This is a genomic window from Streptomyces sp. NPDC002577, from assembly GCF_053594815.1.
On the sequence record NZ_JBSFWK010000028.1, the window covers coordinates 105,006 to 113,886 of the forward strand.

The following is an 8,881-nucleotide window of genomic DNA, read 5'->3' on the forward strand; positions in this document are numbered from 1 at the left end:
ACTCAAGGAACGCGTAAGGAACCCCCCACATGGCTGTTCCCCCCTCCCACCGCGCCAAGTCCCGCCTCACCCGCCGCGGGTTGATCGGCGCCACCGGCGCGGTCGCCGCCGGAGCCGTGATCACTCCCGCCGTCATGGCCGCCACCACCGACTCCACCGACTCAGGCGAGCCCACCGGCGCGAGCGGCGCCGCGCAGGGCGGCACCACCGCCGAGAAGTTCCCCGAGACCCGCTCCAAGGCGGCCACCGGCGAGACCCCCGTCGAGGCCGCCTTCCCCATCGGATACGTGGGCGTCCGCTGGGAGGGAACCAGTTCGGCGGACGGCGGCTCCATCCGGCTGCGCACCGCCGACGGCGCCGACGGCGACTGGAAGTCCCTGAGCCGCAGCGGCTGTTCGGACGCGAACGGCGGTGCGCTGCTCGTCCCCGCCGGCAGCGCGTCCGGATACGAGGTGAAGGCCCCCGACGGCGCCACCGGACTGCGGTCGGTCGCCCTCGACACGAGCCGCGGCCCGGAGCGCGAGGTGGACGTCCCCACGGACCCGACCCGCGTACGCGGCGTCGTGTATCTGACGCGGGCGGCCTGGGGTGCCGACGAGTCCAAGCGGTTCAAGCCGGACGGCACGGAGAACACGCCGACCGCGTACTACCCCTTCCAGACCATCACGGTCCACCACACCGCGACCCCCAACGACGACCCCGACCCCGCCGCCACCGTCCGCGCCATCTACGAGCTGCACGCGATCACCAACGACTGGGGCGACATCGGCTACCACTTCCTCATCGACGAGGAAGGCCGCATCTACGAGGGCCGCTACTCCGGGGACGACGGCATCCCCGCCCACGACGCCGACGGCAAGCTCGTCACCGCCTTCCACGTCGGCGGCTTCAACTCCGGCAACCTCGGCATCGCCCTCCTCGGCAACCTGATGGAACAGGGCCCGACGGACGCGGCCCGCACCTCCCTCACCCGCCTGGTGCGGGTCCTGTGCCGCTTCCACGGCCTCGACCCGCAGGCGCGGCTCACCTACACGAACCCCATCACCGGCACCCAGAAGGAGGTCCAGTCCATCAGCGGTCACCGCGACTGGATGGCGACGGAGTGCCCCGGCGAGGTGATGTACGCGGAGCTCGCGCGGGTGCGGGCGGCGGTAGCACGCCACGTCTGAGCTGCGCTTCGGCGCCAGGTCCTGTCGTTCGACGACAGGGCCTAGGAGTGTCCTGAAGATCTTGGAATCGCGCCCGGCTTGCATCGGTTCATGACGATTGACATTTACTGGCAATCCGGGGCGAGCCGGGTGGTCGGAGCAAGATCTTCATCGGCCTCCTAGGACACCTGGGCGATCTCCTCCACCGTCACCCGTGCCCCGGGCCGCAGCCCCCACCCCGCCATCGTCCCGGCACCCGACTCCAGTACGTGCCGGGCCCTGAGGCGGGGAAGGGTGAGGCGGCCCGGCTTCACGGTCTGGACGGTCAGCACGTTCAGGTGGCGGTCCAGGCAGGCCACGTCGATCGCGAACCGCATGCGGAAGGTGTGGATGCTGCTCGCGGGGGACAGCAGGATCGCGCCGTCGATTCCGTCGCGCCCGAGGAGGCCCCGGGTGCGGGCCCGGAACGAGGTCGCCAACTCCAACGGGACCGTGACGGCGCCGCCTTCGGCACCTTCGCCGTGACCGCCCCCGTACCCGTCCTCGTGTACGACCAGCGTCGCCCGGCCGTTGCGCCAGCGCCCCATCGCCCGCCCCCTGTCCGTCCGTTGCCCTTCGGCTGTCTGTCTTCCGACGCCGCCCCGACCGTATCCGCACCACAGTGGGTCCTGTCATGGGCCCGTGGGCCCATGCCGCCCGGGTCGCAGGCGCATAGGGTCCCCGGCGTGTACCAGCTGCTGATCGCCGTGGCCGCCGCGTGGGGCGCCGCAACCGGGGCCCTGCTGCCCCGCGCCGCCTACCGGCTCGCCGTCGAACCCGAGGAGCCGTGGCGCGGCGACTGCCCCGCCGGGCACCCCATCACCGGGCCGCTCGGCGGCTGGCTGGGACGGGCGCGGTGCGCCGACGGCACGGCGTACGGGCCTCGTACCGCCGTCGTCGCCGCCGTCACCGCGCTGGTGTGCGCGCTGCTCGCCGCGGCCACAGGCCCCCGCCCCGAACTCGCGGTCTGGCTGCTCGCCGCACCCTTCGCCGTACTGCTCGCCCTCACCGACTACGCCGTGCACCGGCTGCCCGACGTGCTCACCCTGCCGCTCGCCGCCGCGGCCGCCGTCCTTCTGGGGCTCGCCGCCCTGCTGCCGGGCAGCGCCGGGTCCTGGACCACGGCGCTGCTGGGCGCCCTCGTGCTCGGCGGTGCGTACTTCGTGCTCTTCCTGATCAACCCCGCCGGCATGGGGTTCGGCGACGTCAAACTGGCGGTCGGACTCGGCGCGGCCCTCGGCTGGTACGGCTGGACGGTGCTGTTCATGGGCGCCTTCGCCGGGCTGCTCTTCGGTGCCCTCTACGGCGTGGCGCTGGTGGCGTTGCGCAGGGCGGGCCGCAAGTCCGCGATCCCGCTCGGCCCGTTCATGATCGGAGGGGCGTTCGTGGGCCTGCTGCTGGGAGGGCTCGCGGCGGGCTGACGGCCTTCAGCCGCTGCGTGACCGGGCCGCGTAATTCAGTCGCGGGCGTGCGCCGCCCGCTGGAACGATCACCCCATGGACAGGGATCAGCCCAAGGACAGATTCGACGAGCTCGTCGCGGAGGCCGAGGCCGCCTCGGTCGACGGCTGGGACTTCTCCTGGTTCGAGGGCCGGGCCACGGAGGAGCGGCCCTCGTGGGGGTACGCGCGCGCGATGGGCGAGCGCATGGCGCGGGCCTCGGCCGCGCTGGACATCCAGACCGGGGGAGGAGAGGTCCTCGCCTCCGCCCCGAAGCTCCCGCCGCTGACCGCCGCCACCGAGGGCTGGCCGCCCAACCTCGCCAAGGCCACCGCACTGCTGCGCCCGCGCGGCGGGGTCGTCGTGGCATCGCCGGAGGACGCGCCGCTGCCGTTCGCGGACGACACGTTCGACCTGGTGGTGAGCCGCCACCCGGTGTGTGCCCGCTGGGATGAGATCGCGCGGGTGCTGCAGCCGGGCGGCACGTATTTCTCGCAGGAAGTCGGTCCCGCGAGCGTGTTCGAGGTCGTGGAGTACTTCCTCGGGCCGCAGCCGGAGGAGGTACGCAGCGGTCGGCATCCCGACGCCGCGCGGGCCGCGGCCGAGGCGGCCGGACTGGAGGTCGTCGACCTGCGCTCGGAGCGGTTGCGGATGGAGTTCCACGACATCGGGGCCGTCGTCCACTTCCTGCGGAAGGTCGTCTGGATGGTGCCCGGGTTCACCGTCGAGCAGTACCGGCCGCGGCTGCGCGCACTGCACGAGCAGATCGAGGCGGAGGGGCCGTTCACAGCCCACAGCGCCCGCTTCCTGATCGAGGCCCGCAAGCCGGCCTGAGTGCCCGACGAGTGGCCGCAAACCGTCGCTGCATGAATGCGGAGAGTAGTAGTGACGCGCCGATGCACGCAGCATCACTCACGAAGGGTTATGGTGGAAACCCCCCCTCGGGCCGGTCCGTCTCCCCCCCACGGACCGGCCCGTTTCTCTTCGGCCGGCTGAAGCCGCGCAGCGGGGACCAGCCCTGTGCCCGAGTCCACATACTCCGGCGGTAGGGTGTCGCCCTCGGGAACTGTCGTCCGCAGCACGGCCACACGGAGGGACTGACCACACGTGAACTTGCGCGACCTGGTGTACGGACTCTACGCACGCCGGGTGGAAGGCCGTCTGGACCACGACCAGGTGCCGAAGCACATCGGGGTCATCCTCGACGGCAACCGCCGCTGGGCGAAGGCGTCCGGTGGCACGACCGCGCAGGGGCACCGCGCCGGGGCCGACAAGATCGCCGAGTTCCTCGGCTGGTGTGCCGAGACGGACGTCGAGGTCGTCACCCTGTGGATGCTGTCCACCGACAACCTCGACCGGCCCGAGGAAGAGCTCATCCCGCTGGTCGGCATCATCGAGGACGCGGTGCGCGACCTCGCCGCCGACGGCCGCTGGCGCGTGCACCACGTCGGCACGCTCGATCTGCTCCCGGCCGGCACCCAGTCCGTACTGAAGGAGGCCGAGCAGGCCACCCAGGGCAACACGGGGATACTGGTCAACGTCGCCGTCGGCTACGGCGGCCGCCAGGAGATCGCCGACGCCGTCCGCTCCCTCCTGCTGGACCACGCCCAGAAGGACACCACCTTCGAGGAGCTCGCGGAGCTCGTCGACATCGACGTCATCTCCGAGCACCTCTACACGCGCGGCCAGCCCGACCCGGACCTCGTCATCCGCACCAGCGGCGAGCAGCGCCTGTCGGGCTTCATGCTGTGGCAGTCGGCCCACTCCGAGTACTACTTCTGTGAGGTCTTCTGGCCGGCCTTCCGCAAGGTCGACTTCCTCCGCGCCCTGCGTGACTACGCGGCCCGGCACCGGCGTTACGGCGGATAGCCCGCGATAGCCCGTCCGACCCCTGGGGAACGGGTAACGCAGAGTTCACCAACGCGCCGTCATATGCCATGGCATGGCTGCGCGTGTTCGAGGGAATAAGCCTTCCAGGTCGACGCCCGTGCTCGTGGGCGTCGTATCTCAGCGGACGGCACGGGGCCGTCCGCCCGGGAGGCCCTTTGCACCAGGACGACCGCGCGAGGAGCAACTCCTCCGTCGGGCAGCTGGAGGGCCGGCGCTCGGCCCGCGCATCGCGGCCGGAGACCGGTCCCGATCCCTTTCGTCGCTCCCCGACCTCATCCGAGGGGGTACGTCCTTCCGTGGTGACCAGCACAAAGCGCCCCAAGCCAGACCGGCGCACCTACGTTCTCGACACCAGCGTCCTGCTGGCCGACCCGAACGCCCTGTCCCGCTTCGACGAGCACGAGGTCGTGCTCCCCGTCGTGGTGGTCACGGAACTCGAGGCCAAGAGGCACCATCCGGAGCTCGGTTACTTCGCCCGGCAGGCCCTGCGCCTGCTCGACGACTACCGGGTGAAGTTCGGGCGCCTCGACGCCCCGATACCGATCGGGGACCTGGGCGGCACTGTCCGCGTCGAGCTGAACCACTCCGACCCGACCGTGCTCCCGGCCGGCTACCGCCTCGGGGACAACGACTCCCGGATCCTCGCGGTGGCCCGCAACCTCCAGGCCGAGGGGTACGACGTCACGGTCGTGTCGAAGGACCTGCCGCTGCGCATCAAGGCGTCGTCGGTGGGCCTGCTCGCCGAGGAGTACCGCGCGGAGCTCGCCATCACGGATGCCGGCTGGACCGGAATGTCCGAACTCACCCTTTCGGCAGAGCAGGTGGACCTCCTCTTCGAAGAGGAGAGCGTGTACGTCCCGGAGGCGGCCGAGCTGCCGGTGCACACGGGTCTGGTGATCCACTCCGAGCGCGGCAAGGCGCTGGGACGCGTCACGCCCGAGGGCAATGTCCGCGTCGTGCGCGGCGATCGGGAGGCCTTCGGCATCAAGGGGCGTAGCGCCGAGCAGCGGATCGCGCTGGATCTGCTGCTCGACCCGGACGTCGGGATCGTGTCGATGGGCGGCCGGGCCGGCACCGGCAAGTCGGCGCTGGCGCTGTGCGCGGGGCTCGAGGCCGTGCTGGAGCGCAGGCAGCACCAGAAGGTGATGGTCTTCCGGCCGCTGTACGCGGTGGGCGGGCAGGAGCTCGGCTATCTGCCCGGCACCGAGGCCGAGAAGATGAGCCCGTGGGCGCAGGCGGTCTTCGACACGCTGTCCGCGGTGACGAGCCGCGAGGTCATCGAGGAGGTGACGGCGCGCGGGATGCTGGAGGTGCTGCCGCTCACGCACATCCGCGGGCGGTCCCTGCACGACGCCTTCGTGATCGTCGACGAGGCGCAGTCGCTGGAACGGAACGTCCTGCTGACCGTTCTGTCCCGAATCGGGGCGAACTCCCGTGTCGTACTGACCCATGACGTGGCCCAGCGCGACAACCTGCGGGTCGGCCGGTACGACGGAGTCGTCGCCGTCGTCGAGAAACTGAAGGGGCATCCGCTCTTCGCGCACGTCACCCTCACCCGATCGGAGCGCTCGCAGATTGCCGCACTTGTGACCGAAATGCTGGAGGAAGGGCAGATCTGACCCGTCCGTCCTGGACCGTCCCTACTCGTCCAATGAGTGGCGGTTGCACAGGAGTTGGCGCCGTCCGGCAAAGGCGTAGAGCCTAGCCGGGCGGCGTCTTGGCGTGTTCGCTTTTCCGTAAAACTCCTGGGTCAAACGATGTGTGACGTTTAACACGCAACTGAGAATTGCCTTGCGGCGTCTTGCTACGGCAGTGTGTGGGTCCTGTCAGGCCCCGCATACGACACTTGTGTCCCGCCAGCACCATCGGCGCCACAGAACCGCAGAACTACATAGAGGCTGTCGTATGCCGCCCGAGCACCACGCGGCGCTCCCCTCCAGGGAGTTGCCCACCGGGCCCGTGCCTCCCGTGACCCGTCGTTGGGAGGCCAGTGCCAGGGGCACGATTGCGTCCGCGAGGGTCACCCGCAAGCGGGCGATGCTGGAAGGAAACCGTGTGAGCCGGATCTCGGTCCGGGGATTCGCGGTGGCATCCGCCACTGCGGTCACCACTGTCGGCGCCGTCGTGGGCGTTGCCTCGGGCAGCACCCAGCAGCCCTCGAACGACTTCGAGGCAACGGCAGGCGACGCGACCCTCCTCGCGGACATACCGGCGGGCCAGCAGGCCCAGGTGCAGACCGCGTCACTGACGCAGCAGGCCGACGCACAGGCCATCGCTGCCGACGACGCTGCGAAGAAGTCCGCTGAGGAATCGGCGCGCAAGCAGGCCGCCGAGGACGCGGTCGCCAAGCAGAAGGCCGCGGAGAAGGCCGAGCAGGAGGCCAAGGAGCGCAAGGAGGCCGAGGAAGTGGCCAGCCGCAGCGCCTCCCGCGACGCCTCCAGCTTCGACGTCCAGAGCTCCTACACCGTCGCCGAGATCCAGGCGATGGCGCGGCAGATGGTCGCCAGCGACCAGTTCCAGTGCTTCAGCAACATCGTGGACCACGAGTCCAGCTGGAACTACCGGGCCGTCAACGCCTCCTCCGGCGCCTACGGTCTCTTCCAGGCGCTGCCGGGCTCCAAGATGTCGTCCGCCGGCTCCGACTGGCAGACCAACCCGGCCACCCAGATCAAGTGGGGCCTCAGCTACATGGACTCGCGCTACGGCAGCCCCTGCGGCGCCTGGTCCTTCTGGCAGGCCAACCACTGGTACTGAGCCACCCCCTTCCGTACGGAAAGCCGCCCATCCGCCCGGAAGCCGCTCAACCTTCCGAAGCCCCTTGCCGTCCTACGGTGAGGGGCTTCTGCCATGTACGGTCGGACCGGACGACTTCGGGGGGAGTGGTGGGGGCAAACGGGGGGAAGAGGACGGATATGTCGCGAGTGCCAGGGTGGCTGGACCGGCTAGGCGCCGGACTGAGCCGTATGGGGGAGCGGCTGGCCGAACGCCGCGCCCAGGCCGAGAAGGAGGACGCGGAGGGCGACGGGTTCCCGCCGGCCGGCACCGAGCCCTCCGATTCGGGACCCGGCCACGATGCGCCGGTCCCGTCCGGTCCCTCCGGCGGCCAGGACTCCGGCCCGGCCGCGGTCCCACAGGGGACGCCCGTCGCTCCCGGTGTGATCACGCGGCCCGATCCCGCAGCCGCCGTTCCCTGGGGCGTGCGCGTCGCTGCCGAGGCCGGCTGGCGGGTCCTCGTTCTCGCGGGCACGCTCTGGGTGCTGATGCGGGTCATCAGCGCTGTGCAACTCGTGGTGCTGGCGTTCGTCGCCGCCCTGCTCATCACCGCTCTGCTGCAGCCCACCGTGGCGCGGCTGCGCAGGCGCGGCGTGCCCCGTGGGCCCGCCACCGCACTCACCGCGATCCTCGGGTTCGTCGTGATGGGCCTCGTGGGCTGGTTCGTCGTCTGGCAGGTCATGGAGAACATCGACAACCTCTCCAACCAGATCCAGGACGGCATCGACGAGCTCAGGAACTGGCTGCTCAACAGCCCGTTCCATGTGACGGAGAAGCAGATCAACGAGATCGCCAAGAACCTGCGCGAGGCGATCGGCGCGAACACGGACGCGATAACGTCCGCGGGGCTAGAAGGCGTCACCGTCGTCGTCGAGGCGCTGACCGGCATCGTGCTGACGATGTTCTCGACGCTGTTCCTGCTCTACGACGGGCGGCGCATCTGGGAGTGGACGCTCAAGCTGGTTCCCTCGCCCGCCCGGCCCGGAGTCGCGGGCGCGGGGCCGCGGGCGTGGCGGACGCTGACGGCGTATGTGCGCGGCACAGTGGTGGTGGCCCTGATCGACGCGATCTTCATCGGCCTCGGCATCTACTTCCTCGACGTGCCGATGGCCGTGCCGCTCGCCGTCTTCATCTTCCTGTTCGCGTTCATCCCGCTGGTCGGTGCCGTGGTGTCGGGTGCGCTGGCGGTGGTGGTCGCGCTGGTGACCCAGGGCGTCTTCACGGCCGTCATGGTGCTGGTGGTGGTGCTGGCCGTCCAGCAGATCGAGGGCCACATCCTGCAGCCGTTCATCCTGGGGCGCGCGGTGCGAGTGCATCCGCTCGCGGTCGTCCTCTCGGTCGCCGCGGGTGGGATGGTCGCGGGGATCGGGGGAGCGGTGGTGGCTGTGCCGCTCGTTGCGGTGACCAATACGGTCGTCGGCTATCTGAATGCGTACGACCGCGGGGCCGCGGGGCTGCGGCATTCGCCGCCGCCCCGCGGAGCCACTGCACTGAGGGCTTCGCCCCCGGAACCCCCATCGCCCTGACGGGCGTCCTCAAGCGCCGGACGGGCTGAAGATTCAGCCCCGCCCGCGCGGGGGGGCCCGGGGGGAG

Annotated in this window: 8 protein-coding genes; 7 read left to right on the plus strand and 1 reads right to left on the minus strand. The window is 70.7% G+C overall.

The window, feature by feature from the left end; genetic code table 11:
* Positions 1-29 precede the first annotated feature (29 nt).
* Positions 30-1,169, plus strand: a complete 1,140-nt coding sequence (locus tag ACWD4J_RS28740) for a peptidoglycan recognition protein family protein (protein ID WP_451398351.1) — start codon at positions 30-32, stop codon at positions 1,167-1,169.
* A gap of 158 nt (positions 1,170-1,327) precedes the next feature.
* Here the strand turns inward: ACWD4J_RS28740 and ACWD4J_RS28745 are convergent, their stop codons facing one another.
* The gene (locus tag ACWD4J_RS28745; RefSeq protein WP_451398352.1) at positions 1,328-1,735 is read right to left on the minus strand and encodes a DUF192 domain-containing protein; all 408 of its coding nucleotides are present in this window, start codon (positions 1,733-1,735) and stop codon (positions 1,328-1,330) included.
* Between the two features lie 138 nt (positions 1,736-1,873).
* Between ACWD4J_RS28745 and ACWD4J_RS28750 the strand changes: the two genes are divergently transcribed.
* The 6 genes from ACWD4J_RS28750 (at position 1,874) to ACWD4J_RS28775 (ending at position 8,814) form a co-directional block, all read left to right on the plus strand.
* Positions 1,874-2,608, plus strand: coding sequence for a prepilin peptidase (locus tag ACWD4J_RS28750; protein ID WP_451398353.1), 735 nt, complete (start codon positions 1,874-1,876; stop codon positions 2,606-2,608).
* 75 nt (positions 2,609-2,683) lie between these two features.
* Positions 2,684-3,460, plus strand: a complete 777-nt coding sequence (locus tag ACWD4J_RS28755) for a class I SAM-dependent methyltransferase (RefSeq protein WP_451398354.1) — start codon at positions 2,684-2,686, stop codon at positions 3,458-3,460.
* A 273-nt stretch (positions 3,461-3,733) separates the two neighbouring features.
* Complete coding sequence (locus ACWD4J_RS28760; protein ID WP_451398355.1) at positions 3,734-4,495, plus strand: isoprenyl transferase; 762 nt, start codon at positions 3,734-3,736, stop codon at positions 4,493-4,495.
* A 317-nt stretch (positions 4,496-4,812) separates the two neighbouring features.
* The gene (locus ACWD4J_RS28765) at positions 4,813-6,135 is read left to right on the plus strand and encodes a PhoH family protein (protein WP_451398356.1); all 1,323 of its coding nucleotides are present in this window, start codon (positions 4,813-4,815) and stop codon (positions 6,133-6,135) included.
* 436 nt (positions 6,136-6,571) lie between these two features.
* Positions 6,572-7,270, plus strand: a complete 699-nt coding sequence (locus tag ACWD4J_RS28770; protein WP_451398357.1) for an aggregation-promoting factor C-terminal-like domain-containing protein — start codon at positions 6,572-6,574, stop codon at positions 7,268-7,270.
* A gap of 158 nt (positions 7,271-7,428) precedes the next feature.
* Positions 7,429-8,814: an AI-2E family transporter gene (locus ACWD4J_RS28775; RefSeq protein WP_451398358.1), complete on the plus strand. Its 1,386-nt coding sequence runs from the start codon at positions 7,429-7,431 to the stop codon at positions 8,812-8,814.
* The last annotated feature ends 67 nt before the right edge of the window (positions 8,815-8,881 follow it).